Genomic DNA, 25,646 nt, shown 5'->3' with positions numbered 1-25,646 from the left:
TAGCAAGACCACACAACATATATGTTTCAACATAAGAACCTCCGAAGTGATATTAGGGCAACGCAAGTGAAAACAAGCTAGTGGAATAAATACGACACATTGATCACGGTTGAGCATTTGGCACTATTGATTCGCGACACCAATAGTGGTGTCCTTGCCACTCGTCAAGAACTGGTCGTTGCCGGGTAACTTGCTGGAGGAGCCACCTGTGCGGTTCAGCAATGACAGACTTGGAGGATGAGGACTTCGACTAGACAACAACTTCCAGAGCGATTGCTAATAGCATTTGCAATCGCTCCTGATTGCTGAATCTTATTGTTGTAGGACAGGCAATGTGATGGTTATCGCGAAGCCGGTTTTCCAGTTGTTGATTGTAGGAACACTGCTCAGAGAGCCCATAACATCACCAATCTGGTAACCATTCAGAAGCTGCTGCCGCTGCGTGAAATGAACGGATGGCGTGACGAAGATTTCCCGGTGAAAAAACGAGAAAGCATTTCCGATGAAGAAATCCCCCGTCGTTCCAGAAGACGACGTCCCCACACCAGCACCTCCTGCAACATGCAAACCGATACTCCGCTCTGGATGGAGATAGGAGTAGTTCATTTGCCCCACATAAAAAGGAGTAATACGGGAATCTGTCGCATATCCAATGACTTGCGTGGTTATCGGCGGCATCAAAGCATAATTGGTCTGCGGAACGAAACCATATGTACTGCTACGTACCGTCGATATACCAAGCCCCGTAGATACCGTAAGGCTTGATAAACAGGCATTCGTAAAGCTGAAGGCTGGTGAAACACCAGGCGTTGGAGTTGCCTGAGCATAATCGATATAAGGCAGTGTTACCGTATCACTCTGTATCTTCCCAAACCACTGAACGCGGCAGGTCAAATCAAGCGTCTGATCCCATGGATCGCCTATATCGAGCGCCGCTTTGGCGCGCGCATCCCAATCTGTACCAGTGCGCACGGTTGCATTATAAGTAGCAATATTCGTTGGGTTGATTAGCCCTTCGAGCTGCGCAATCGTCGCGGCATTTGTCGTGAAAAAAGCCGCAAAGGCAGCTTTTCGCGCGTCCGCATTTGTACCCGCCGCAGTTAGATAGTCTTGGTACGCTGAAGTTGTCTCGAAGGTAGCTAATACCCCATTAAGAGCAATCACAAGAGACACTTCGGCTTCTACGGCAGCTATTTTACTGTCATCCCAGATCGCAGTCGCTATAACAGAGCACGCATCTGAAGCTTTCAGTCTAGCTATCAGACCTTGCTCCTGTGTCTGGGTCAATAGCACGGCTGGATAGAGATTGGCCAGGTCACTATAGCACGCTACCTTCTTTCCAGCTTCAATCTGATTCGCTGCAAAGTCATTCGCCATCTGTTCCGCTGCATTCTGAGCGTTGGTCATCTGCTGTTGAAACCCCGAAACCGGATCGGAAGATGGGCTTGCTGGCAAACCACTCTGTGGCTGCACGAGTTCTGCGGCTGACGTTGGAGAAGCGGTTGTAACAGACATAATGTTACTACTCACCCCCGATCCACTTACAGCAGAGAAAAGATTGGCAGGTGGTGACGGAGGATTATTGATCACAGCCTGCGTCTGCACCTGCATACTGTAGCGAAAGATATTCATACGACAAACGGTGACGCTCTTCATATTGGTAGTTGCCGAGGGCGGAAGATGATCGCTGCTGATAAGCATCCTGTCCACAGGAAGCGAACGCCCCTGGGCCAAGGCATTGCAATCAGCAGATGTATCCGCATGAACCACAGGGCAAAGAGAAACGAGGCAGAAGATTGCACCAAGCAAGGACATCGGAAACCGTGTTTTCATGGAATGCTCCTGTTGACCTTTTTTGTTTTTTTCGAAATAGCGCCCAAAAAAATGGGTTAGAACTTAGCTTTTATTGAAAAGCTGCTAGCCTCTCCTGCAAGTGAGCCTTCACCTCTGCAGGTAGCTTTTTCTGTAGCAGTAACTTGCGGGCCGCTGCTACGTCTTGTTGCGCGACCGTTCCCAGCGACGGCTCTGGTGGATAGGTCTCAGCCGCTGCTTTCAGGTCCAGGGCAGACAGCGTCAAGTTCTCTTTCGTGTAGCAGGAGCTTTGTGCTCCATTCACAAACATCCAATCCGCAAAGCTATACATCATGATCGAGGCTGGATCGAAGACACTGAAACGCAGGTCAATCGTGGCCGGAAGACTTTTCAAATTGAAATCGATCTGATCTTTGCTCCAGTTATTCGGAGGCCCTTCCAGCACGGAATAGATCCCTGGCCTCTTGCCCGCTCCATCAGGGACGAATTGCCCATAGATATCGGTCGTTCGGACATATCCTGGATCATCATCCCAACGAAACTCATGATCGCAGTCACCCGCTGGGCTCTGGTGTTCGTGTTCAAATCCGATTGCATGGCCAAACTCATGCAAAACCGTTCCTTGCCAATCGTCGGGCAGCCCTTCGGTAAATTGCCCGAAGTTCATCGAAGGTTGGTTCGGTGCTGCAATCGACTGATCGATGCTCTCAGCTCCTACCCATGACCAATAACCAGCCTCGTCGAATGAAATGCGGATTTGCGCTTGATAGGTTTGATCAAGGCGGCTCCATTCGTGAAACGCTCCAGGCTGCCCAAAGTCGAAACTGACTCCTGAATTAGCCGACCATGCACGGATCGTCGATGCAATCTGCGTTCGAAGCTCATTGGATCCGCCCAGAAACGCTACCTTCAGCGGCATCTCAGTCGGATGCCAAACCTGAACTCTTTTGATAACCGATTGCGCAACCATCGCTTGTGCATTGCCAAGACGAAATTGCAGTGTGGTCGTGCGGCTTTGCAACCGTTGAATCGCATCTACGGGGTATCCCTCTTGAATGCGATACAGCTTCTGTCCTGGGGCATTCGGCTCTTGAGCTCGAACACCGGCAGTTCCGGCGATCAATAGTATTGCTAGCCACTTCTGCATGGGATATCTCCAGTTCGGGCATTAGCTGTGCAACACAGTATCCTCACCGGATTCTTGTTGCAGCGCAGCAGACACAGAAGGGCACGATGGAGTTAGGCGCCGTAATCGCTCCGCCCTCACCCTGCAAACGTCCGTGTATCTGCTCTAACGAAAGCCCTCTGTAAAACCCTTTTCCCGATGTCATTTATTTCTTGACCGTTGCTTTCAACTTCGTCCCGTTCCCTCGCACTTTCACTGCAGCAACAAAAATTAACGACATAAACACACCGCTGGCCCTAGAATGAATTCGTCAATCGACTCACAACTGAACGGTGCTACCTTTGGCTGCTGCAGAGATCCTCAACGCATGCTTAAAGTCCGGAAATGAAGATGCCTGGATGGCGTTCGTCCAGCGCTTCCAACCGCTTATTGCCTCCAGCGTCGCTCGTGTCGTGCGCCGTTATAACGCACCCAGTCCCGCGCTCATCGACGACCTGGTCCAGGAAACCTATCTCCGTCTCTGCAAGGACAATTGCCGAGCCCTCCGTGAATTCAGCGCCCAACACGACGAGGCCATCTTCGGCTACATCAAGGTCATCGCCACCTCCGTCGCGCTTGACCACTACCGCGCCCGCGCAACCTATAAGCGTCGCAGCGAAGTCGAGGACGACGGTACGAACCTCGAAGCCAGCACCCCTTCTTCCACCATCGAGCAGACCACTCTCCTTAAGGAACTCGACCGTCACCTGGCCTCCACCGAGAGCCAGCGCGACCGCACCATCTTCTGGCTCTACTATCGGCAGGGATACACCGCCAAAGACATCGCCGCCATGCCGAATCTTGGCCTCACACACAAAGGCGTCGAGAGCTGTATCTACCGCCTCACCCAGGCCCTGCGCAGTGCCGTAGGCAACGTCTCTGCCCCGTCCGCAGGGCTCTCAAAAGGAGATTCGCCTCAAAGCGCGTTAGGAGGTTTGAAATGAGATCGCTGGAAGATCACCTAAGCCCGCAGGAGCTGGCTAGTCTTCCGGAATCACCGGAGGCGCTTGCCTCCGCCGGGCCCGACCAGCAGCAGCTATCCCAACACCTCCAGAGATGCGAGGACTGCGCCATACTTGCGCATACTCACTGGAGCCTACGCAGTCTGCGTGCAAATGCAGCTTCTGCTCCGGATGAACTCTGTCCCGAACGGGACGCCTGGCTGGAATTTGCCGCAGGACTGCGACCAGAGCAGTCGTCCGCTTTACTGTCCCACGCAGCCGGTTGCCGCAGTTGTGCCGATGCCTTGCAGGAAGCCATGCAACTGATGCAACCCGACCAACTCGACACAGCAGAGCCTCTTGAGGGTCTTGCCAGTGCTACCCCCCTCTGGCAACGGCGCGTAGCGGCTCAGATGATGTCGGCTGCCGGCAAGCCCGAAACCGCGCCCACCGATGTTCCGAATCTGAAGCCACATCCAAGGCGCACCTTCCTCGAATGGCTTCGCCTCAAGCCTATCTGGATCATGCTTCCCCTAACCGCGACCATCTTCTGTGCGGCTGTCCTCACCGGCGTTATGATCTGGCACACGGCGTATCCCTCCGACGCAAAATTGCTCGCGCTCGCCTACAACAAACAGCGCAGCCTCGAGCTGCGTATCCCGGGCGGCGACCCTGTCGCCATGGCCTCCATCACACGCGGTGAAGCCACGGGCCCGAATCACGGCCTCCCAGAACCCAGCGAACTCCTCGAACTCCGCCTTCGCGCCCAGCAGCATCTCGACCAAACCCCCAACAGTCCCTACTGGCACCAGATCATAGGCGAGATCAATCTTCTCCAGCAGGACGGCATCGCCGCACGCCGGAACTTCGAGATCGCGCAAACGGTCAACGACAAGCTCCCGAACCTGCAAACCGATCTCGCCGCTGCATGGTTCGAGATCGGCGAGCAATCACAAACGGCCGAAGACTATGCTGAAGCCGCTGAAATTTACAGCAAACAAATCTCGAGCGAATCCGCAAAAAAACAATCGGCTGACCTTTCTCTTCTCTACTACAACCGCGCGCTCTGCTGGGAGCGGTTGAGCATCACGGAAAATGCTCTCGCCGATTTACACGCCGCGCTTCAACTTGAACACTCGAAGCCTTGGCAACAGGCAATCCAGGCGGAGATCGAACGGCTTTCCAGCCGCTCGGCTACGTCACCAACAGATGGGTATGAGGCAACGCTGGGCGAAGTCATCGAAAAATTGCTTCCGCGGTGGAACAGTTCATCGCAGATCCGGGCCAAGATCGAACAAACAGCTCAACTCGGCCTCCGCCATCAGGCCCCATGGCTTGCCGACTGGGTCGCGAGCAAGCACACATCAACCGAAATCGATGCGGATCGGCACCTTGCATTGGCTGTTGCAGCGAGCCATTCCGGAGATCCAGGCCCTTCTCTAGCCGAAGCGGAGAAAGTCGTCGCACTCTATACGCAGTCACATCCCAATCCGGATCTTGTCCGCGCCGAGCTTGCAGAGTTGCACGCCTTCCAGCGGCTAGGTCGCGCCGCTGATTGCCTGCAAACCGCCAAACTACTTGAAGGCAATCCCCATGTCATCACTGATGCAGTCATCCAGGCACAAGTTCTGCTGGAGAGAGGCGATTGCGTCGGCCGCAGTGGAGATCTTACAAAGGCCAAGACCGACTATATACAGGCTGGTTTAGTTTCGCTTGCCGCTGATCTTCCGCTCACGCACATCAATGCAATCGCCGCCCAGGCGGAAGCCCTTCAAACGATGGGGAAGACCTCATCCGCCTGGCAGCTTGAGGTCTCCGGGATGCAAACCTGCGTCCAGATTGTTTGCCCACTGCGACAACAGTACTCACTTCTGTACAACATGGTGCAGAGCGCACAGATACTCGGGCAAAGCCATGTTGCCGTCGAATTGATGCATACCGCAGAAAAGCTGGCCGGAGCTTCCGGCAGTGTGAACCTGCACGCGTTCGCTGCAGAAATCCTGGGCACATTCGCCGGACGCACCGGCGACTACAAGGAATCGGACACAGCCTTTGCGCAGGCCTATGCGCTGGCCCAAACGTCACACCCGCCCGCGCTCTATCGTGCGGTGTGGCAGACCGACCAAGCTGAGATCTCGTCTCGGCGCGGTGATTCGACATCCGCCTTACGGCTTCTCAACGAGAGTGGTTCCACAATACGTTCCAGCGACTACATCCCTGGCCGGATCAACTTCTTCGAACAAAAAGCAGTCGCGGAGATGGCTCTAGGTCGCAGGAGCGATGCGCTGGCGGACGCCAGGCTTTCCGTCGCTGAAGCAGAGCGTTCCCTTTCCTCGCTTCATTCGAGCTTCGAACGGCAGGAGTGGGTCCGCGAAAATACCGATGTCTACGCAGCGCTGATCAGCGTCTACCTGCGAAGCGGAGATAGTACGTCCGCACTGCGAGCCTGGGAACGCTTTCGCAGTGCTCCCTATACCAACGAAAGCCTTGTAAACGGCGGGAACGAGACACAACCGGTAACAGCTCATGCCCTGGTGATCGCTCGCGTTGGCGAGCAATACATTGGCTGGCTGGTGAATGCTGGAACACTGGAAGTCCTGCGTACGGCAACCTTGGGAGACCGCGCCCACCTTCACCAATCCGCCATCACGTTCTATCACCTGTGTGCCGATCAGGAATCGAATTTAACGGATGTGCATAACCTGGGCAAAGACCTTGATACGAATCTCTTCGAGCCGCTCACCGAAAAAACCACGGGATCTGCTCACCTCTGGATCGATCTTGACCCGAGCCTTAGCATGCTGCCTCTTCAAGCACTAACCACTGCTGCGGGTGACTGGCTTGGCGACGTCGCACAACTTACGATTCTGCCGCCATGGTGGTCACTGGATCCAGCATCGGCTCTGACCGAATCCTCCATCCGTTCCAGCGCACACATGGTTATCTTCAACGGCTTCGCGGATGCCCCCACAAAGGATTCGGAAGCCACTGCACTCATGCAGCTCTTTCCTCATGTCACTTCTCTCGACGGAACAGCCATCACCCCTGCAACGGCCCTCAAGGCCATGTCCTCCGCGGAGCTATTTCATTTTGCAGGGCACGCTGAATCCAGCTCGGGAGCAAAGCTTCTTCTCTCTCGTACCGTTGACTCCGGCTTCAGCCTTACCCCTGAGGCGTTGAGCACAATTCGCCTATCGGGTTGCCGCCTTGCTGTATTGGCCGCCTGCAACACAGTAGCAGCCAATCCCGACCGCATTGAAGATGTTCGCACGATTCGTAATGCACTGCTCTTGGACGGCGCGCACGCGGTCATTGCAAGTTACTGGGACGTCGACGATCACAGCACGCAGTCCCTCATGACGACTTTCTACAAACAGCTTGTTTCGGGCCTGCATCCTTCGCAAGCACTTCAGATAGCTCAGCAGTCGATACGCTCTACCGCTGGCTGGCAACATCCTTACTTCTGGGCCTCCTTCCAAACCTTCACCCGATAAAAATCAGGAGAGATGAACCATGACCTATACTCGCCGTTCCTTCCTTCGTGACGCAGCAATTGTCTCCTCAACGGCCACTGTCTCGCCCATCCTTACCGGTTGCGAACGTAACCACTTCGACAATGGGATCAGGATTTTCTTCGCTGGCGCATGGATCTTTTGCGGCATCCCCGGACAACCGAACCTGATGCATGCGATCACGTTAGATCCCAGCGAACCAACTCAGCCCGGGACCCCGGCTTCAATGCAATGCCAGCCGCCGCAAACCTCTGCAATTGACATGACCAGCATGAAGCATACCTTCCCTCACGGAGTCTGGGATCAAGCTGGCAACTGGGACACCAGCAGTAAACGCGGCCGGCTCTGCGCAAATCCACAGAGCGCTGCCAATTCACTCATTCATAGTGTGAGCGTGGACGACGGTAACTGGAGCCACCCCCAGAGCCTGGATGCACTCTTTATGAATTCCAATAAGGACAGCAGCTTTGCCTATCTCTCTGCGGCACGCAATTCATCGAACAAAGGCCAACCATACAATGTAAATTTGGCACAAACGAACCTCCGCATTGTTACGGTTCCGCGTCCCACTCGCATTATTCCTGCGGCATTCCGTCCGGATGTAAAAATTGCTGATCCCAATAATCGCCTGGAACCCGCTAAGAATTCGAAAGACACTGGCCTCGCCACCACTCACATCTTCGAATACAAAGGAGCCAGCAAACTAGCATTTACACCAGGAGATGGAAAGAATCCTGGACTCATCTCACAAGGTGGGAAAGACTTTAATTCTGATTACCACTTCCACTCAGTCCCAACCATCGCGAGCATTGATCACGCCCCGATGATGTTCAATCAACTCATAAGTTTGATCGTCGAGATCAAATGTAGCCTTTTAATCAATCGTCCATGCCCCCCTCAACGCCCCGTACCTGGAGCGAGTGTTCCCATTAGCGTTACGCAGGACGAACTGGAGATGACTCCAGGGGCGAATGCACACCTCATCGATACCTGCGACAACAAGAAGGTCATACCGTTCCGTCTCACTCTCGCCAGTTGTTGCAGTGGCGCCGTAGGTGTCGATACGTGTGGGTGCTAAGGCTCAGACGTTATTCGATCCTGGGCATTGCTGTCGTTTGTTCCCTCACCATACAATGCTTGGCGACGGGGCGGTTAGGCGCTCGGAGCACACAGGAAAGATCACATTTCGAAACGAGTCAATCCCGAATCACAATGAAAACTATTCAAAGGAGTTATAGGAGACAGTTGATGTGAATGGTCGGGGCGGAGAGATTCGAACTCCCGACCCTCTGCTCCCAAAGCAGATGCGCTACCAGGCTGCGCTACGCCCCGACTTCAACCATTATTGCATCCCCAAAACCTGCTTGGCCATACCCTAGCTGCGGACAACTCGAACGTTATCCCAAACTAGAACGTCCGCACATCATGCGCCAGCGCATGGCCGATCCACAGCAGCAGCAGGAACGGCAGCATTGCCAGCGCGATCAGCCCCAGCGCGAGAAGCCCCATGAACAGCCAGTCGTGCCAGGTGTCGCGTGCAGGCCCGTACAGGCTGCTCTCCAGCAGATGGTAGTTGCGCCGGTTCGCTCGCCAGCCGATGTCGAACAGATTGCCCAGCACCGGCACCATGCCCACGCCGACCTCGATCACCAGGTTCACCACCATGCGAGCGATCGTGACCATCGGCACGCCGCGAAAGAACGCCGCCAGCACGATGATGCAGCTCGCCGCTCCCCCGGCAAAGTCTCCTATGCCGGGGACGAACCCGATAATGCCGTCGAGCCCAAAGCGGATGCTCGTGCCGGGGATGCGGAACCAGGTGTCCAGCACCCGGGAGAGCAGGTCGAGGTTCTCGTCGCGGAACGCTCCGCCCCCTCCGCCAAAGCGTTTGTGAGGAGCCTGGCCCGGCGTGAAAATCTCAGGTTCTGTCGTCTTCCGGTTCATCAGGGGGTCCCTCGCTTCGTTTCCACACCTGTTGGATGCTACAATCATCTTCGATACGGCGGCTATAGTTCAGTGGCAGAACGCCGCTCTGTGGCAGCGGATGTCGTGGGTTCGAACCCCACTAGCCGCCCCAATCACTCTCTTCTTCTGTAAACCGACGCCCAGGTCGGCGATCCAGTCCAGCGTCCGAGAGACCTGCTTGCCGCGAGCCCCAAAATTCAACGCCGTTGTCGCTGCGTCGCTCGCGCCTTCGCCCGCCAACCTCTTCACCGGGACCTCCGGCTGGGCCTATCCCACATGGAAGCCTGAATTCTACGCCGCAGACGTGCCCTCGCGCGCCTTTCTGCACGTCTACGCCTCCCTGCTGACCTCGGTTGAGGTGAACTACACCTTCCGCACGCTCCCCACACAGACGCAGCTCCAGGGCTGGCTGGACGCAACGCCCCCGGGCTTTCGCTTCAGCTTCAAGGCGCCGCAGCGGATCACCCACTTTCAGCGGCTGCGCAACAGCCAGGAAGCCGTCGCCGAGTTCATCGCCGCACTCCAGCCCGCACGCGAGGCCGGCAAGCTCGGCCCGCTGCTGTTTCAGCTTCCTCCCAACTTCGCTGCCGATCCCGCAAGGCTGAAGGACTTTCTCGCCCTGCCCGCGTTCGACGGCTCCCTGCCGCTCGCATTTGAATTCCGCCACGCAAGCTGGTTCAGCGAAGAGACCTACGAGATCCTCCGTCGGCACAACGCCGCTCTCTGCGTCGCCGAAAGCAACGACCTGGCCAGCCCCGACGTCCGTACAGCCAAGCATCGCTGCTACCGTCTGCGGCGTGACGGTGGCTACTCCCCTGCCGAGCTCAACGCCTTCGCGGCCCGCTTTACGGCGCTCGCAAAAGAGGGCGAGGTCTTCGTCTACTTCAAGCACGAGGACGAGCCCACAGGAGCCCTGAACGCGCTGGCGATGCTACGCCGCGCCGCCGAACTTGCCGACCCAGCCGGCGCGGGGGTGCGGTAATGGCATCGCCTCCCTGGCCCGAAGGCTATCCCGAGTTCCAGACCCGGCGCTGGCTCTCCAACGGCCATCTACAGACCATCTTCGGCAACTTCCTCCCCCGGCCCAACCACCTTCCCCGCCCCGTGGCGCAGTTGGTCGAAGTCTCGCCCGCTCATGGCACACAGATCTCCAGCCAGGTGCTGTGCGAGTGCCACTGGCAGCCGCTGCCGGAGCGTCCCCAGCGGCCGACGGCGATCATCGTGCATGGCCTGGAGGGCTCGTCGCGCTCGCAGTACGTCGTCGGCAACGCGAACAAGCTGTGGCAGGCGGGCTGCAACGTCATCCGCATGAACATGCGCAACTGCGGAGGCACGGAGCGCCTCACGCCGACGCTCTACCACTCCGGCCTCTCGGGCGATGTGGGCCGCGTGCTGCGCTTCTTCATCGAGACGCAGGGGCTGCAGTCGGTCTCACTCATCGGCTACTCGATGGGCGGCAACCTCGTATTGAAGCTCGCCGGAGAGCTCGGCGCGGACGCACCCCCGGCTCTGCGCAGCGTAATCGGTGTCTCCCCGGCGGTCGATCTGGGTGTCTCTGCGGACGCTCTGCATACCTGGCAGAATCGCCTCTATGAGCGCCGCTTCCTGAACGCGCTGCTGAAGCGCTTCCGCCGCAAGGCGATGCTCTTTCCTCGCGCCTTCGATCCTCAGCGCGGCACCTACATCACCTCGGTGCGAGAGTTCGACGACCGCATCACCGCGCTCTACTCCGGCTTCCGCAGCGCGGACGACTACTACCACCGCGCGGCAGCGGCTCGCGTGCTCGACCAGATCGCCGTTCCAGCGCTGCTGCTCCATGCCTGCGACGATCCCTTCATCCGCTTCACCGAGGAGACCCGCGCCGTCATCGCCGCCAATCCGCACCTCACGCTGCTCGAAACCGAGCACGGCGGCCACTGCGCCTTTCTCGCTCCGCCAGACCCCATGAACGGCAACGATGGCTACTGGGCCGAGCACACGGCCATGCGATTCGTTCTCGCCCACGCCTAAGCAAGCCCCATAGGTTATTGCCCGCAACAGCTAGTAGCTGGGTCCGTTTGAAAGCAAGCGAGGTTTGTAATACCGCCGCATGGTTTCCACGACTACTCCGGCCAGTGCATAGGTGGCCGCATTCACAATCAGAACGAAGTAGAAGCCCTGTGGGTGTTGGCTGGCAATTGCAATCGGGCAGGTCAGATAGACGAGAGCCCGACCGGCACCGCCCGCACCTAGCGGATTCGAAAGAGTCGCCGAGATGTAGATTCTCCAGACGACAACAACGAGCGCACCCAAGCCCGACCAAATCGCGATTCGGAGTTTCATGCCACCCCTCCTCTTCGGTACGCTCCAATCATCCCACCGAAGCCCTCAAACTTCAAACTGACCCACTACCCAATAGCTTCGGCATTAAAGATTTCCGGCTCTCTGCCGTATGCTAGAGGATGATGCTCGCAGACTGGACCGCCGAATGCTCCGCCGATGCGCCAACACTCGTCGTTCCGTGGTCCGACCCCGATAGCACGGCGCACTTCGTCGATCTGCGCGCCGAACCCTACGACATCGCCGAGATTCCCGAGGCCGAGCGATTCCCTCCTCTGGGCCGCGCCCTGCGAGCCCTGAATGCAACGCGCTCGCCCTTCCTCACCGCCAAGTGCGACACCTGGCAGATGTCCGCCACCTCCCATGCCGACGATCTCGAAGCGCTGCGGATGGAGCTCGATCTCGATCCCGAGGCCACCCACTTCGGCTTCGCAAGCTACATCGATCTGCTGTGGCGCGAGCGGCCCGTCTTCGCCTCAGCGCATCAGCAGCAGGACAGGCTCGACCGCATCGTACGCCGCGCACAACGGCTGCCGCACAACGCCGCCGCGCTGGAGTGCGTGCTGCGCCCCGCCCTGCTCGACCTCAACGGCCCGCTCGAAGGCTTCGCCGTAACGCTCTACGTAACGGCTCTGGGAACCGATGCCGAAGAGGCTCTGCATCGCTGGGCGGCGGCGCTCGAAGATGTTGTTGCACTGTTGCGCGGGAAAGAGCTTGAAGCAACGCGCGGCTCGGCTACAATCGATGCAGCGGATGCGTTCCCCTTGCGCGTCCGGCACGTCGGCTGAAACAGGCCATACCCACAGGGGCGAGTAGCTCAACTGGATAGAGCACCGACCTTCTAAGTCGGGGGTTGCAGGTTCGAGACCTGCCTCGCCCACCATCCCTGGATACTAGGCAATCTCCATCTCGCTCGGCGGGATGCTCGGCCCGCTCTGCGGATGCCTGCGGCTGTACCCCGTTGCGTGACGCACACCGGCCAGCACGATCAGACCGATCTCCAGCGCGCAGACACCGTTCCACTCCCAGCGCGACCAGGCCAGGCTCGCCAGGGCTGAACCGATCGCTCCGCCGATGAAGTACATCGTCATGTAAATCGTATTCAGCCTGCTTCGCGCCAGCTCTCCCAGGCCGAAGATCCGCGTCTGGTTCCCCACCTGCATCATCTGCATGCCGAGATCCAGCGCCAGTACGCCGAACACCAGGAACACCATGTGCAGGGTCGTCGAGACATGAAAGCCCTCGCACAACCAGATCCATAGGTAGCAGAACGTCATGATCCCCCCGGCCAGCGTCACCACAAAGCGTGTGCCATGCCGGTCGGAGAGCCTGCCCGCAAAGGGAGCCACCATGGCGCCCGCGGCGCCCACCACACCAAAGGTCCCGGCAACGCCCGGCCCCATTCCATAGTGTTTTGAGAGCACGAATGCAAGCGTCGTCCAGAAGCAGCTGAAGGTCGCAAAGGTCAGGCCGCCGATCGTGCCGGCCTCGCGCAGCAGGGGCTCGTCCCGAAACAGCGTCCAGAGAGACCGCAGGGTCTCCTTGTAGGTAAGGTCCTGATGCGGCTGCGAACGCGGCATGACCTTGTACAGGATGGGCACAAAGATGGCATTCATCAGGGCAGCCGCGAAGAATACCGACCGCCAGCCGCCGATGCCGCTCACCCATCCCGCAAAGCTGCGCGCCAGCAGGACGCCCAGCAGCAACCCCGTCATCACCGTGCCGATGGCCTGCCCGCGGCGCTCGTGCGGCACCAGCTCCGGGGCCATGGGCAGCACGATATGCGTCACCGACGCCATCAGGCCGATGAGCACGCTCGCTATCAGCATCGTCGCCAGGTGATGCGACAGCGCCGCAATGAGCAGCGCCACACTGACGCCCGCATACATGCGCACCATGAGCTTGCGGCGGTCGGTGATGTCACCGAGCGGCACGAACGACATGATGCCGCAGGCATACCCTACCTGGGTGGCGACGGCGACAAAGCCCATCTCCTTGGCCGTCTGATGCAGACTCTGTCCCATGACCAGCAGCAACGGCTGGTTGTAGTAGATGGAACCCACGCCGACGGCGCATGCAACGCCTAGAAAAGGCAGTGCCCAGCGCCCTCCCATTCCGATCTGAGATTGTTTCCCCATTGAATGACTCGACATCGAGTCTACACAGCTCCGGTTCATTCCGAGAAGCTTCGCGCTTGTCGTTCTTCCATCTTAACGCGGACTGAAGATTTATCATGAATCAGGAGCTTTATGCCGCTGAACAACACCATTGCCGTAGCCATGTCAGGAGGAGTCGATTCCTCGGCAGTTGCAGCCCTTCTGCACGCCGAAGGGCGCGATCTCATTGGACTGACGCTGCAGCTCTGGAACCAGCGCCGCCTGGCCGGCCGCGAGGGCATGCCCGAGACCGTACAGGGCCGCTGCTGCTCCATCGACGACGTCTACGACGCCCGCCGCGTCGCCGAGCAGATCGGCATCCCCTACTATCTCGTGAACGCGCAGGAGCGCTTCGAGAACGAGGTCGTGCGCCCGTTCGTCGACGAGTACCTCGCCGGACGCACGCCGATCCCCTGCACGCTCTGCAATAACCACCTGAAGTTCGATCAACTGCTGCTAACTGCGCGGCAGATCGGCGCCGACCGTATCGCCACCGGCCACTACGCGCGTAACCATTACGACGAAGCACGCGAGCGCTGGGTGCTTTCCCGGCCCGCCGACAAGTCCAAGGACCAGACCTACTTCCTCTTCGGACTCACGCAGGACCAGCTCTCGCGCACGCTCTTTCCGCTGGGCGAGATGCAGAAGCCCGCGGTACGCTCCATGGCCGCCGATCATGGATTGGAGTTGGCACAGAAGCCCGATTCGCAGGAAATCTGCTTCATCCCCGGCGGCAGCTACTCGCAGTTTCTGAAGGCTTATCTCGACGAGCAGGGCCGCGAACTTCCCGACAGCTCCGGGGAACTGGTCTCCGCAAGTGGAGAGGTTCTGGGACATCATGAGGGCATTCACGGCTTCACGGTCGGACAGCGCAAGGGCCTGGGGCTCAGCTCGCCGCAGCCGCTGTACGTACTGAACATTCATCCCGATTCGCATGCGGTGCAGGTCGGAACGGATGACCAGCTTCTCTCGCGGACGCTCATCGCCGACCGTCTGAATTGGGTCTCGATCCCGGAGCCGAAGGAAGAGATTCGCGTCACGATCAAGATTCGCCATCGCCACGAGCCCGCCCCCGCGACGTTACGCGTAACCGCATTCGACCGCGTCGAAGCGACGTTTGATGAGCCTCAGCGGGCGATCACACCAGGACAATCAGCTGTGTTTTACCAAGGGGATGAGGTCGCGGGCGGCGGCTGGATAAAGGCAGAGGATAGAGCGTAGAGGGGCGAGGCCTCTATGCCTGGCCTCCGTCTTTGCTCTTGTCTTTGCCTTTCTGGTTGTCATTCCGAGCGCAGCGAGTGAACCTGCTGTCTCCCGCTCTTTGCTCATGCCGCTACAAATGTTATGGGGTAACCCAGGTTCTGTCCGGCTGTTCTGGTCCGTCTCCGTCTGCTTTCGCGGTAGTACAGGCGAAAAGCGGGAGACAGCAGGTTCACTCGCTGCGCTCGGAATGACAACCAGAAAAACAAAAGCATAAGACGAGGCTTCGCCAAGCAGCTTTCGTCTACACTCTACTCTCTACACTCTGCTCTTTACTCTCTTCTCTTCCCAAACGGCGAGAGCTTCACAAACGTCTCCAGCCCTGCCTTGAGCCCCGCGATGATTCCGGCCATCTGCTTCACGGGAACGCGAATCCCCTCCTGCACGACATGCGAGACCTGTTGAGTGGTGTGCAGCGCGTCCGTTACGATGCCATCTACGCGAGCTACCTGTATACGTGTCCTATCGTTGGCATCCGTCACTGTGCGATTGATCTGGCTCAGCGTCTCGCCGACCTCGTCGCACTTGGCACGCACCGTGTAGGACATCTGCTCGACGTTGGCGCTGATGCTGCGAATCTTCGGGGAGATCTCGTCCAGAACCTCAGTAGTCCTCGTAAGCAGAGGGCTGGTTCGCGCTTCAGTGCGTTCGGCAAGGCTCTCCAGCTTCAACAGTAGCTTCGAGGCAAAGCTCGCGGCCATCACAAACGCGAAAGCTTGTACCGCCAGCGCTAACGCGATGATGCCGACAAACCACATGATCAAGTGGATATCGTGATTATTCAATCCCTCATTCGATTGCCACAAAAACATCATTAAGCCGCGAGTAGCTGGCATAAAACATCTCCTGTTGCCTCGCCCGGCGAATGCCTCGGATCGGCGATATTGAGCATTGCTCACTGTAGTGCTTCCAGGGCGAGGCCGCAAGACCCGCACAGAAAACGATGTCTGCAAAGCAAAGGGGGCCGGCGCCGCCGACCCCGCTTGCGGAAGAGCTTCTGGGACTACGAGTTTTCCACCGGATCGCTGGAGGTCGCGGTCTTGATGTACGCGTCCTTGCCCGCATCCACAGCCGCGGCAACCGCCTCGGCCTGGGTGTGGACCAGGTCCTTACCCTTGTCTACGTACTGGCTCCACTGGGTGCGGCCTTTGTCGTAGTATTCCTTGCCTCTGTCGACATACTGGCCCGCTGTTTCCTTGCCCTGCTGAACATACTGCCCAGCCTGCTCCAGGCCCTGGTTATAGAGCTGATTGGCACGGTCGCGGGCCTCCAGGGAACGGGCAACCAGCTCATCGCGGGTCTCTCTTCCCGACTTCGGGGCATAGAGCACGCCTACCAGCGCACCCAGTCCGAGTCCCGCGAGGAACCATCCAAACCCACCAATACTGCTTTCGTTGTCCGCCATTGCGATCTCCTTCGTCTAAACTTGCTGCGATGCTGAACGGGCTGCACGACCGATCGTATGGGAAGTGTCGCACCTATTCAAGGTGGATGCCGACCGAAGATGGGAGGTTGCGTCCAGCAGGCTTACGCACCCGGCAGTTTGATGGATATTTTCACAACTAGCTCTATCGCAATCGCTTCTGGGCGCATCTTACGTGGATCAGGACAACAGACAGGGATTCAGCACGATATGGAGACCGCACGATGACAACACAGACAACCGGCATCCTCCGGAATGCCTCCGCCTCAGCCGCCCTTTTTTGCGCCTTCGCCCTGCTTCCGCTCAGCGGTTGCAAAAAGCCCGTCGATGATGCCACGCTGACCAAAAACGTTCAAACCGCCCTCGCGGCCGACGACGCCATCAAGCAGCAGCCCGTCCAGGTAGCCGTACAGAGCGGCGTCGTCACCCTCTCCGGCAACGTCACCGACGATACGGCAAGCGCCGTCGCCGCCCAGGACGCCGCCAAGGTGTCGGACGTCAAAGAGGTCGTGAACAACCTCGCCATCGCCGGCGTCCAGGTGGCTCCGACCGTCGTAACGCCAGCCGCGCCAACAACGCCGCGACAGACTACACCGGCGGAACGCACGGCCATCGCCCAGAATCAGCCTCTGCCTCCGCCCCCGCCCAATACCCCTCCTCCACCGGCTCCCACCTACCGTGACATAGCTATTCCGGCAGGAACCGCTATCCCAACCCGCATCACGCAGACCCTCGACAGTGCGGTTACGCAGACCGGCACCCCCTTCAACGGCGTCGTAACGCGTGAGGTCGTCGTCGATGGCGCTGTCGTCATCCCCGCAGGCTCTGCCGTCAGCGGAACCGTCGTAGAGGCCAAGGACGCCACCCACTTCAAGGGCAGTTCGCTGCTCTCGATCCAGCTGACGGCTCTGCGCCGCCACGGCAAGCTGATCTCCATCTCGACAGACGCTTACTCGGTCGAGGGCAAGGGCCGCGGCAAGAACACCGCGCTCAAGGTTGGCGGCGGCGCGGCGATCGGCGCGGTCCTCGGCGGTATTTTCGGCGGCGGCAAAGGTGCCGCTATCGGAGCGGCTGCTGGCGGCGGCGGCGGTGCTGTTGTCCAGGGCGTCACGAAGGGCCAGCAGGTACAGATTCCGTCCGAGAGTGTCATTCGCTTTCGCCTGACGAACTCGATTACCGTACGCACCTCGGAGACCCCCTCCAACTACGAACCCGCTCAGCCAGGACTTCAGACTCGCTGATTGATTTCACTCCTCGCAGCAAGAAACAAAGGGCAAGTATCGAAGGAAAACCTCCGATACTTGCCCTTTTACAATTCGCAAACACTGCTACACATCACGCGAACCATGACGGTTTCCGGCATAGGCGTGCACCTCATGCTGAAAACTGACATCCAAGGTAGACAGGGCAGGAAACTAGCTTCGTTCGCCCTGAAATGGCACTCGAACCCTAATGTAAACTGACGGTGGATTGCAGCCTCCCACCGTAGCGTGCGGAGTATGTTCCGCCCCAGACCACCCGGAAGGGGTATTCCTTTGAACGTCTCGACCACCAGACCGTCCGGTTTGCTGACCTTCACTCTGCACGCCCATCTTCCCTATGTTGTGAACCACGGGACCTGGCCGCATGGCATGGAATGGCTGCATGAAGCCGCAGCAGAGACCTACCTTCCCCTGCTCCGCGTTCTGGGCAACCTCGAGCGTGACGGAATCGCGCTGAACTGCAATCTGAATCTCTCTCCCATCCTTCTCGAGCAGCTTGCCCATCCGGTCTTCAAAGCCGAGTTCCCCAAGTACGTGGAACGCAAGATCGTTGCCGCACGCGAAGATGAAGCGTTCTTCACCACCACGGGCGAAACCCACTACGCCGAGACGGCCCGCTTCTGGCACCGGTTCTTTACCGATGCGCTGGATGACTTCAACGCCCTCGGCGGCGACATCATCAAGGGCTTCCGCCACTTCAACGATGCGGGCCTGATCGAGATCATTACCTGCGGCGCGACGCATGGCTACATGCCGCTGCTCGGCACCGATGAGAGCGTGCGCGCGCAGGTTCGTACGGCGGTCAACGCGCACATCCGTCATATTGGCAAGCCTCCCAAGGGCATGTGGGCGCCGGAGTGCGGCTACCGCCCCGCCGGGTTCTGGAACTACCCCGTCCCCAACGCCGACGGCTCGCCCGCGCTGCCGGGCTTCGATCGCATCGGCGTCGAACAGGCCCTGTCGGAGAGCGACATCGAATTCTTCTTCGTCGACACGCACCTGGTCGAAGAGTCTGCCCGCATCCCTTCTCCCTACGATCTTCTCCACGGCTCCGTGGCCGGTCGTATCGACGAGCCCTTCACCTATAACGAAAACCGGCGGCTCTACCAGCCGTATTACGTCGACGGCCCCTACGACAAGCGCTACGCCACGACCATCTTTCCGCGCGATCCTCGCACCGGCGTCCAGGTGTGGTCGGGCGACTCCGGCTATCCCGGCGACGGAAGCTACCTCGACTTCCACAAGAAGCGCTGGCCCGGCGGCCACCGCTATTGGCGCGTAACCGGTCCCCGTGTGGACATGGGCGATAAGGAGCCGTACTACCCGCAGGAGGCTGCGGAGCGTGTCAAGGGACACGCCTCGCACTTCGTACACCTGGTGTGGCAGGCGCTACAGGGCGGATTCAACGACTCCATTCCGCCGGTGCTCTGCTCACCCTTCGACGCGGAGCTCTTCGGCCACTGGTGGTTCGAGGGGCCTATGTGGCTCGAAGCCGTGGCGCGTGTGCTGCACGATTACCCGATGGGCCTTGAACTGGCCTCCTGCACCCAGTATCTGGAGCAGTATCCACGAGCAGGTTTTATCGCCATGCACGAAGGCTCATGGGGCGCGGAAGGCACCAACCACGTCTGGATGAACCCGGATACCTCGTGGACCTACACCCACATCTATCCCGCCGAGATCTACACCCGCGATGTCTGCACCAGCGGCAAGTGGAAGGACGGCGGACTCGGTGAGCGAATCGTGAAGCAGCTCTGCCGCGAGCTATTGCTGCTCGAGTCCTCGGACTGGCAGTTCCTCATCACCACCGGCGCGGCGCGCGACTACGCTGAGCTCCGCTTTGAGACGCACAGCGACCAATTCAACGACGTGAAATCCATCTGGCAGGGCTTCGAGGCTACGGGCTCGATCACGCCGGAACAGGAAGAGCGTCTGACGGCGATCGAGCTGCGCGACAGCATCTTCGTGGACATCGACCCCAGCTTCTGGGTCGCAGGAGCGCGACAGGTGCGTGACAGCGGCCGCAATCCCGAAGACAGGGCTTCGCAAACCGTTCCGCCGGCAGGCGATGCTGCCAAGCATCCTCCAATCCACGATGTCTCCGCAACCGAGGTCTTGAAGTTCCGCGCCAACGCTTAGGGGTGCTGTTGCCTTTCTTGTTGTCATTCCCGAAGGGAATCTGCTACCTGCTGGCACAGCGTCGATATTTTGCGAGGCAACGCGGAGGAGCACGGCTCGAACGATGCTCTGTATCTCTCTGCCTCCACAAAGAACTGCCAGGGTACGCACAAACAGCAGATTCCCTTCGGGAATGACAACAAGAAAAACAACACCCCTTCGACTTCGCCCCGTCCACACCCACCTGCAAAATGATTTAAACTAACGTTTGAGTTCCTCCCTCCCAACACGCCCTCACGACTACAAACGAGTCCTGCCCCAGCACAGGCTCACGCTCGTTCCGCCGCAACTCCATCAAGCCCCGCAGCGAACCCCTCTAGCCCTGTGGCATCTGTTATCGCTCGACGCGCCAACGGTCGCCGCGTTATGGACATGGTTCGTCGCCCGGTGCGTTGGACTGCACCTGACGACTCCGGTAGCCGCCATGTTCGTAGCGGTGTGGATGCTCTATGCCGCCGACCGCCTGCTCGACGCCCGGCCTCTCGGCGCCGGAGCGCATGAAACACCCGTCGCAGAACTTGAGGAGAGGCATCGCTTTCATCATCGCCACAGGCGAGCCTTTCTCGCCGTCATCGGCTGCGCTTCGGTCGGACTCGCTGTCCTGATCCATCATCTGAACAGCGCCGCACTGCACCTGCATGCGCTGCTGGCTTCCCTGCTCTTTGCGTACTTCTTTCTGATTCACATCTTTCCTGCAACGCCTCTCGCAAACGAAACGGGCGCGCACCGCCTGCCGAAGGAGCTGGCCGTCGGCATCTTCTTCCCCGCAGCCATCTTCATCCCCACGGTCGCGAACGCACCGCAACTGCGCCTTCTTCTGGCTCCGAACGCGCTGCTCTTCGCGGCCGTCTGCACACTGAACTGCCTCTTCCTCTACGCCTGGGAGCATCCCGGCGAACGCACCTTTGCGCACTGGACGACGCGTTTTGCCACCGGCCATCTTGCAAGCCTCAGCAGCCTCACGGCGCTCACAGGCCTTGCCATGGCGTTCCTCGAATACCGGCATACCCTTGCTCCTCTCTGGTTGCTGGCCTTCGCCTGCAGCCTGAGCGCGACGTTGCTGCTTCTGCTGCATACACAACGCCGACGGCTATCCGCCATTCACCTTCGTGCATCCGCCGATCTTGCCCTGCTGACGCCGGCGGTCCTGATCCCGCTGGTGCGAGTCTTTGCACGATGAATCTCGAAGCCCCACGCAAACCCAACTTCGATCCCATCGCGCGCCTCTATCGCTGGGCCGAGTATCTTTCGCTAGGCCCACTGCTTCAGCACACGCGCACCCACCTTCTGCCGCAGCTCACAGATCGCCGCAGCGCCTTTGTCCTGGGTGATGGCGATGGCCGCTTCCTGGCGCGTCTTCTGGCGCAGAATCCGCTGCTGCAGGCACTCGCAGTCGATACGAGCGCAACAATGCTCCAACTTCTCCAGAGACGCTGTGGCTTTGCGAGCGGCCGCCTAAGCGTGCAACAAGCATCCGCCCTCACGGCAACGCCGCGTCGCGATACCGATCTCATCGTCACGCACTTCTTCCTCGACTGCCTCACGCAAGCCGAGGTCGACGAGTTGACCCAACGTCTCTCCGCGCAGGCACAGCCCGGAACGCTCTGGCTGCTCTCCGACTTTCATGTTCCATCAGGAGCTGTAGGTCCCATGGCGCGGCTCTATATTCGCGCGCTATATCTGGCATTTCGCCTGCTTACCGGATTGCGGGTAAAGAGCCTGCCCGATCCCCAGGCATCGTTAGCCCGTGCGGGATTCATCGCCATTGACAAACACGAACGGCTCTTCGGGATGATCTATACCGAGCTCTGGAGACGCGTCTAGGGAATGTCTGACGAGTCGAAGGCCCTGATCGTAGAGCGAAATCAAGCTCGCTGAACGCATAGCTTTTGTTCTTCGCTTCCCCACAGAATCGTCATCCTGGGCGGAGCGTCCCAGCCTTTGGGACGCGGAGTCGAAGGACCCCGAGGGTTGATCTCTTGCCCAAACCTCTTGCACCTTTTCAACCTCGAGCGCTTGAGCTCGGACTTTCGTACTGGAAAAGGTTCCGACATCATGGGTAAGATCAAGCCTTTCGGGGTCCTTCGACTCCGCACCTTGCAAAAGCGCGAGGCGCTCCGCTCAGCGACTGTCTTGTTTTGTCAAGAGCTGAGTATTTTATGCGGTGATGGATTGTTGGGAAGAGGGGTTTGGTTGAGAGTGGAGGAACTGAGATCGGACTTCGCGGGCTTTTGCGTTGAGTCGAACGAGCAGTTTGTGAGCTAAGGCGATGCGTATGACTTTGGGAGGCTTTCCCGCGTTGGCGAGCCGTTCTCGGAAGGCGATGAAGTCGGGTTCGTAGCGGCCAACGACGCTGGCAACGATGAACAGGATCTCGCGGACAGAGGAACGACCTCCGCGCACCCTGCGTTTGCCCTGGTGCTTACCGCTGTCGTTGGCCAGCGGGGCAACACCGGCCAGCTTGGAGATGGTTTTGTTAGACAGGGTTCCGATCTCGGGCATCTCGGCCATGAGGCGCGCTACGGTGCGGTCGGCCACGCCCTTGATGGTGCGGAAGGCCTGATCGAGTTGGCTCCAGAGCGGGTCGGCAGCTAGTAACGCCGCGATGGCTGCGGCCAGTTCACGGATCTGACGGTTGATTACGGCCAGCAGTTCGGTGAACGAGGCCTGCACGGCAGGGTCGGTGATCAGGCGCTGCTGGTTGCGCTGAGCGGTGTGAACCTCGGTGAGCTGGCGCAGGCGTGTCACCAGCGCGCGCAGGTGATGCTGGCTGGCCGGCGACAGGCACATCGGCTGGGAGTTCTTCACCTCCGCGAACCAGGCGATCATACCTGCGTCGATCGCATCGGTCTTCTCGGCTCTCCCCATGCTGAGCGCGAACTGACGGACCGCGCGCGGGTTGAGGATGGTCACAGCCAGCCCCTGTTCTGAGAGCAACGCGAAGCTCTGCTTTTCGTAGCCCCCGGTGGCCTCCATCGCCACCAGATCTACCTGGTGCAACCGGCAGAACGCAACCAACTCACTGATGCCTTCCACCGTATTGGCAAAACTGGCTGCTGCACCCTCTCGGCCTATCCGTACCGCCAAAGAGGCTGAGGATATATCCACTCCACAAATCATGCGTGTCACGGTAACCTGCCTTGTATGTGCGACTGAAATCATGCGACTCTTCGGTCGTGCGCGACTTGGGCAGCGGTCCCGGGGCTGAGCGTCGGTCAATAGACCACAGGATGAACGGGTGCCGTCCGCCCGTGGGGGAACCAATACATCGGTTCCCCCCTCTACGACAGTCTCCTACAAACACTGTCGCTCACTTATAGATACAAGGATGACGTCTCTGTGGGGGGGAAGCGGAATATGTGATTCGTTGTTATCCCCCGTTCGTCGGGCACACCTGGTCTCGCGACCAATCTTTCAGGGGACCCCGATTTGCACTACCTTCGCCTCAAAACCGCTCTAAAATGGAGAGACCCGTAACCGCACAACCCGTTCGCCCCGTTGATCATCCCTATTAAGTAAGGGTGGTCACGACGAACCGGCACACCCCAGAGAAACGTAAGACCGCATGAACCTATTTATTCTTCGCCACGCCAGCGCTGGAACGCGGCGTATCAATCCCCTACTCGACCTCAAGCGCCCACTGGATAAGGACGGCAAGAGCCACTGCCTTCAACTGGCCCACGTCCTGATGGCGATGAAGATCAACTTCGACCTCATCGTCTCCAGCCCGCTCAAGCGCAGCCTGCAGACCGCGCAGCTGGTCGGCACCGAGACCGGCTATGAATCGCGCATCCTGATCTCCAACGCGCTCGCCCCAACCGCGACCTTCGACCAGTTTCAACGCCTGCTGCGCGAGTGTGCGCCGCACGAAAACCTGCTCGTCGTGGGCCACAACCCCAACATCACGGCCTTCCTCGGCCAACTCATCGATCCTTCGGTGTCCTCGATCTCTTCGCTCGACGACCGCACGCCCTCACGCGTGCGGCTGCGCAAAGGCTCGCTCGCGCGCCTGACCCTCATGCGCGGCCCCGCTACGCTACAGTGGCTGCTCGACCCGCGCATTGTGCGCTCGCTCTATGCCACTTCGACGAAGAGCTCGCGCCGGAAGATCTCACGGAAGTAAGCCGCTTCCTTCTTCAGCGACCACACTTCGAGCTCCGCCCTGCCGCGCGCGGGCTTCAGGTTCAACACCACCCGCTTCGGATAGACCCGTGTCTGCAGCCGCACCGCCGCCGTCGCACGATCCTGGTTCAGTGCCTGCGACAGTCGCAGCAATACCACCGCCCGCGCCACATGCACATGCTCCTCTACCGGAACCTGGCGCATGATGCGGTCCATGGGCTCCGGTCGCGACTTACCAAGATACCGCGCAATCGCCGCCACAATCGCGCGCTGTTGCGGCGAGAAGCCGAAGATCTCCGAGTTCGCAATGATGTACTGCGCATGCCGGTGGTGGCCCTGGTGGTTCATGAACTTGCCCACCTCCTGCATCATCGTCGCGGCCTCCAGCCAGAGCCTGTACTCCGGCGGCAGCTCATGCACACGCTGTAACTGATCGAAGAGCTGCACGGCATGCTGGCGCTCCGGTTCGGCCCTGCGCGGATCGATGCCGTAGCGACGGCACACCTCCAGCACACCCTCCCAGCGCTCGGCCTCCATCGTGCGATGTACGCTGGCCCGCGTGTCGGCGTCGCCCAGCATCTGCGCCAGCATGCCGTCCCGCAGACCCAGCGGAGAGTAACGAAAGCCCTTCAGCGCCATGCGCTCCAGCAATGATGCATAGACCTGTGCGCCGCCGATGATGATCTCCGAACGCCGCGGGCCGATGCCCGCCACCGCCGCGCGCTGTGCATTGTTCATCTTCAACAGGCGGTCCGCCAGCTTGCGCACCGCTCCGGTCTCGGCCTCCAGGATCTTCACGCGCTGGACCGTTGTTTTGCCATTCGAAGCCTTGGCGGATTTCTTCTTCTCCAGCCCCAGGGCGAGCGAGTTGCTGGCCTCAGCCAGCGCCGCCGCAGTGCCGGAGGTAGCGATCACCAGAGCCACCTTCGGCAGACCAAACTTGCGTTCGCCCTTGCGGAGTTCGCGGTCGATGTACTGACGCAGCCGCGCGACATCTTCCTTCGTCGGCGGATCATTGCGTAGAAACTCCTGCTGCAGTCTGACAGCGCCAAGAGGCAGACTGACCATCTCCTTGATGCGTCCGCCCTCCGACAGCGTGACCTCGCAGCTACCGCCGCCAAGATCGATGAGCAAGCATCTTCCCCGCGCGCCCGGCTCATGCGTGACAACGCCAAGATGGATCAGCCTGCCCTCTTCCAGCCCTGAGATGACCTCCACATTCCAGCCAGTGGTCGACTTCACCCAGGCCCGGAAGGCCTCCGAGTTGCGCGCATCGCGCATGGCGCTGGTCGCTACAACGCGGACCTTATCCACCACATGCGCCTGCACGGCCTTTTGGAAGCGCTTCAGCGCCTTGATGGTGCCGGCCATCGACTCGGGGGAGATGACCCCGGTCTCGAAGACACTCTCTCCCAGCCGGGTAACTTCACGGTCTTCATGCAGCGTCTTCAGGCGGTGTTGCTGTACGGACGCGATGGCGAGCCTGCACGAGTTCGATCCGATATCGATGGCCGCAAACGTGGGCATAGGG

General features: G+C 59.3%; 21 protein-coding genes and 3 tRNA genes. 14 read left to right on the top strand and 10 right to left on the bottom strand.

The window, feature by feature from the left end:
- Nucleotides 1-312: 312 nt before the first annotated feature.
- A complete protein-coding gene (locus ACIX8_RS08430; RefSeq protein WP_014264916.1) occupies nucleotides 313-1,833 on the bottom strand; it encodes a hypothetical protein in 1,521 nt (506 codons plus the stop codon).
- 70 nt (nucleotides 1,834-1,903) lie between these two features.
- Complete coding sequence (locus tag ACIX8_RS08425; RefSeq protein WP_150110534.1) at nucleotides 1,904-2,833, bottom strand: zinc metalloprotease; 930 nt, start codon at nucleotides 2,831-2,833, stop codon at nucleotides 1,904-1,906.
- A gap of 503 nt (nucleotides 2,834-3,336) precedes the next feature.
- Between ACIX8_RS08425 and ACIX8_RS08420 the strand changes: the two genes are divergently transcribed.
- From ACIX8_RS08420 to ACIX8_RS08410, 3 genes are read left to right on the top strand one after another with little or no spacing between them, the layout of a single operon-like run.
- Nucleotides 3,337-3,921 carry an RNA polymerase sigma factor gene (locus tag ACIX8_RS08420; RefSeq protein ID WP_014264914.1) on the top strand — a complete coding sequence of 195 codons (585 nt, stop codon included), beginning with the start codon at nucleotides 3,337-3,339 and terminating at the stop codon, nucleotides 3,919-3,921.
- Complete coding sequence (locus ACIX8_RS08415; protein ID WP_014264913.1) at nucleotides 3,918-7,412, top strand: CHAT domain-containing protein; 3,495 nt, start codon at nucleotides 3,918-3,920, stop codon at nucleotides 7,410-7,412. Before ACIX8_RS08420 ends, ACIX8_RS08415 begins: the two co-directional genes overlap by 4 nt.
- Nucleotides 7,413-7,431: 19 nt before the next feature.
- Complete coding sequence (locus tag ACIX8_RS08410; protein WP_014264912.1) at nucleotides 7,432-8,508, top strand: hypothetical protein; 1,077 nt, start codon at nucleotides 7,432-7,434, stop codon at nucleotides 8,506-8,508.
- 177 nt (nucleotides 8,509-8,685) lie between these two features.
- Here the strand turns inward: ACIX8_RS08410 and ACIX8_RS08405 are convergent.
- Together ACIX8_RS08405 and ACIX8_RS08400 are read right to left on the bottom strand one after the other, a co-directional pair.
- Nucleotides 8,686-8,762 (bottom strand) — tRNA-Pro (locus ACIX8_RS08405).
- 75 nt (nucleotides 8,763-8,837) lie between these two features.
- On the bottom strand, nucleotides 8,838-9,374 hold the full coding sequence (locus tag ACIX8_RS08400; RefSeq protein ID WP_014264911.1) for a DUF4112 domain-containing protein: 537 nt from the start codon (nucleotides 9,372-9,374) through the stop codon (nucleotides 8,838-8,840).
- 58 nt (nucleotides 9,375-9,432) lie between these two features.
- Here ACIX8_RS08400 and ACIX8_RS08395 point away from each other — a divergent pair.
- From ACIX8_RS08395 to ACIX8_RS08385, 3 genes are all read left to right on the top strand, one after another.
- Nucleotides 9,433-9,507, top strand: a tRNA-His gene (locus ACIX8_RS08395).
- Between the two features lie 66 nt (nucleotides 9,508-9,573).
- Nucleotides 9,574-10,377, top strand: coding sequence for a DUF72 domain-containing protein (locus tag ACIX8_RS08390; RefSeq protein WP_014264910.1), 804 nt, complete (start codon nucleotides 9,574-9,576; stop codon nucleotides 10,375-10,377).
- Entirely contained in the window at nucleotides 10,377-11,405 is a 1,029-nt protein-coding gene (locus ACIX8_RS08385; protein ID WP_014264909.1) for a YheT family hydrolase, read from the top strand. The genes ACIX8_RS08390 and ACIX8_RS08385 overlap by 1 nt, the downstream gene beginning before the upstream one ends.
- Nucleotides 11,406-11,435: 30 nt before the next feature.
- Here the strand turns inward: ACIX8_RS08385 and ACIX8_RS08380 are convergent, their stop codons facing one another.
- Complete coding sequence (locus ACIX8_RS08380) at nucleotides 11,436-11,717, bottom strand: hypothetical protein (protein WP_014264908.1); 282 nt, start codon at nucleotides 11,715-11,717, stop codon at nucleotides 11,436-11,438.
- A 119-nt stretch (nucleotides 11,718-11,836) separates the two neighbouring features.
- Between ACIX8_RS08380 and ACIX8_RS08375 the strand changes: the two genes are divergently transcribed.
- Nucleotides 11,837-12,502, top strand: coding sequence for a hypothetical protein (locus ACIX8_RS08375; RefSeq protein ID WP_014264907.1), 666 nt, complete (start codon nucleotides 11,837-11,839; stop codon nucleotides 12,500-12,502).
- Between the two features lie 18 nt (nucleotides 12,503-12,520).
- Nucleotides 12,521-12,597 (top strand) — tRNA-Arg (locus tag ACIX8_RS08370).
- A gap of 10 nt (nucleotides 12,598-12,607) precedes the next feature.
- Here ACIX8_RS08370 and ACIX8_RS08365 read toward each other — a convergent pair.
- Nucleotides 12,608-13,852, bottom strand: a complete 1,245-nt coding sequence (locus tag ACIX8_RS08365) for an MFS transporter (protein ID WP_014264906.1) — start codon at nucleotides 13,850-13,852, stop codon at nucleotides 12,608-12,610.
- 111 nt (nucleotides 13,853-13,963) lie between these two features.
- Between ACIX8_RS08365 and mnmA the strand changes: the two genes are divergently transcribed.
- Nucleotides 13,964-15,091 (top strand): tRNA 2-thiouridine(34) synthase MnmA, encoded by a 1,128-nt coding sequence (gene mnmA / locus ACIX8_RS08360; protein ID WP_014264905.1) that lies wholly within the window; start codon nucleotides 13,964-13,966, stop codon nucleotides 15,089-15,091.
- A 311-nt stretch (nucleotides 15,092-15,402) separates the two neighbouring features.
- Here the strand turns inward: mnmA and ACIX8_RS08355 are convergent, their stop codons facing one another.
- Nucleotides 15,403-15,966, bottom strand: a complete 564-nt coding sequence (locus ACIX8_RS08355) for a hypothetical protein (RefSeq protein ID WP_014264904.1) — start codon at nucleotides 15,964-15,966, stop codon at nucleotides 15,403-15,405.
- Between the two features lie 167 nt (nucleotides 15,967-16,133).
- Complete coding sequence (locus tag ACIX8_RS08350; RefSeq protein ID WP_014264903.1) at nucleotides 16,134-16,535, bottom strand: YtxH domain-containing protein; 402 nt, start codon at nucleotides 16,533-16,535, stop codon at nucleotides 16,134-16,136.
- A 242-nt stretch (nucleotides 16,536-16,777) separates the two neighbouring features.
- Between ACIX8_RS08350 and ACIX8_RS08345 the strand changes: the two genes are divergently transcribed.
- The 4 genes from ACIX8_RS08345 (at nucleotide 16,778) to ACIX8_RS08330 (ending at nucleotide 21,817) form a co-directional block, all read left to right on the top strand.
- Nucleotides 16,778-17,794, top strand: a complete 1,017-nt coding sequence (locus tag ACIX8_RS08345) for a BON domain-containing protein (protein ID WP_014264902.1) — start codon at nucleotides 16,778-16,780, stop codon at nucleotides 17,792-17,794.
- 294 nt (nucleotides 17,795-18,088) lie between these two features.
- Entirely contained in the window at nucleotides 18,089-19,954 is a 1,866-nt protein-coding gene (locus ACIX8_RS08340) for a 1,4-alpha-glucan branching protein domain-containing protein (RefSeq protein ID WP_014264901.1), read from the top strand.
- A 247-nt stretch (nucleotides 19,955-20,201) separates the two neighbouring features.
- Nucleotides 20,202-21,173 carry a hypothetical protein gene (locus tag ACIX8_RS08335; RefSeq protein ID WP_223295489.1) on the top strand — a complete coding sequence of 324 codons (972 nt, stop codon included), beginning with the start codon at nucleotides 20,202-20,204 and terminating at the stop codon, nucleotides 21,171-21,173.
- Nucleotides 21,170-21,817 (top strand): class I SAM-dependent methyltransferase, encoded by a 648-nt coding sequence (locus tag ACIX8_RS08330; protein ID WP_014264899.1) that lies wholly within the window; start codon nucleotides 21,170-21,172, stop codon nucleotides 21,815-21,817. The genes ACIX8_RS08335 and ACIX8_RS08330 overlap by 4 nt, the downstream gene beginning before the upstream one ends.
- A 333-nt stretch (nucleotides 21,818-22,150) precedes the next feature.
- On the opposite strand, the gene ACIX8_RS08325 is transcribed toward ACIX8_RS08330, so the two are convergent.
- On the bottom strand, nucleotides 22,151-23,122 hold the full coding sequence (locus ACIX8_RS08325) for an IS110 family RNA-guided transposase (protein WP_085942753.1): 972 nt from the start codon (nucleotides 23,120-23,122) through the stop codon (nucleotides 22,151-22,153).
- Between the two features lie 436 nt (nucleotides 23,123-23,558).
- Here ACIX8_RS08325 and ACIX8_RS08320 point away from each other — a divergent pair, with 436 nt between their 5' ends.
- Complete coding sequence (locus ACIX8_RS08320) at nucleotides 23,559-24,116, top strand: SixA phosphatase family protein (RefSeq protein WP_014264897.1); 558 nt, start codon at nucleotides 23,559-23,561, stop codon at nucleotides 24,114-24,116.
- Here ACIX8_RS08320 and ACIX8_RS08315 read toward each other — a convergent pair.
- A complete protein-coding gene (locus ACIX8_RS08315) occupies nucleotides 24,068-25,642 on the bottom strand; it encodes a Ppx/GppA phosphatase family protein (RefSeq protein ID WP_014264896.1) in 1,575 nt (524 codons plus the stop codon). The genes ACIX8_RS08320 and ACIX8_RS08315 overlap by 49 nt on opposite strands.
- Nucleotides 25,643-25,646: the final 4 nt, after the last annotated feature.

Origin of the sequence: Granulicella mallensis MP5ACTX8 (genome assembly GCF_000178955.2) — a bacterium.
Classification (GTDB): domain Bacteria; phylum Acidobacteriota; class Terriglobia; order Terriglobales; family Acidobacteriaceae; genus Granulicella; species Granulicella mallensis.
The sequence above is the reverse complement of the archived record's forward strand: the minus strand, read 5'-3'. Positions and strand labels throughout refer to the sequence as shown.